The sequence below is a fragment of the Pseudomonas sp. SIMBA_068 genome (genome assembly GCF_046534705.1).
In the GTDB taxonomy this organism is placed as follows: Bacteria; Pseudomonadota; Gammaproteobacteria; order Pseudomonadales; family Pseudomonadaceae; genus Aquipseudomonas; species Aquipseudomonas putida.
The window spans coordinates 1-238 of the sequence record NZ_JAWRYI010001576.1 but is presented as its reverse complement, the minus strand read 5'-3'; the positions used below and the strand labels follow the sequence as shown (position 1 = coordinate 238).

The window sequence follows — 238 nt, the reverse complement described above, 5'->3', positions numbered from 1 at the left end:
CCTCGACTCAATTGAGTTTTTTGGAGAAGGAGATGATTATTTTGACCAGATCCTTGCAGGTAACCCTCTAATCAGTAAAAGAATTGACCTCGACACTCATCTGGCAGAAAGCAAAACGCACATACGACAAGTCACTTTTGGTCATATTGAAAGCCTCAGAAGATCACTTGAAATGTTCTCGCAAGAATCGTTTGTCGAAGGTAGTGATCAACTTAAGAAAGAGGTCAGGGAGAAGCCA

At 41.6% G+C, this 238-nt stretch carries 1 protein-coding gene; it reads left to right on the top strand.

What is annotated here, in order from left to right:
• On the top strand, positions 1-238 hold a 238-nt coding region (locus tag SB756_RS35000; protein ID WP_410913872.1), incomplete at both ends, for a DUF6387 family protein.